The sequence below is a fragment of the Arthrobacter sp. AK01 genome, from assembly GCF_021109375.1.
In the GTDB taxonomy this organism is placed as follows: domain Bacteria; phylum Actinomycetota; class Actinomycetes; order Actinomycetales; family Micrococcaceae; genus Arthrobacter.
Genome location: NZ_JAJOHP010000165.1, coordinates 1 through 294, shown reverse-complemented (window position 1 = coordinate 294; position 294 = coordinate 1). Strand labels below are relative to the sequence as shown.

Here is a 294-nt window from a genome sequence, read left to right as displayed (position 1 = left end):
AACGGCGGACTCCGCCCCCAACTCACCGTCACCATCGACCACCGCGACCTCCTCGAACAACTCACCGGCACCGGCCACCACCAGCCCGGCACCAGGACACAAACCGGCACAGCCATAGGCGCCGCCACAGGCACAGGCACCGGCATAGGAACAGGCACCGATCGCTTGAACACAGGCACCGCCACGTTCACCGGCCCAATGCACCCGAACACCATCCGCAAAATAGCCTGCGACGCCGACATCATCCCCGTCCTGCTCGGCAGCGACTCCCGCGTCCTGGACATCGGCCGCACC

At 66.7% G+C, this 294-nt stretch carries 1 pseudogene; it reads left to right on the top strand.

The features are described 5' to 3' along the window. Nucleotides 1-294 (top strand): annotated as a pseudogene (locus LN996_RS23575) (HNH endonuclease); the annotation flags it as partial.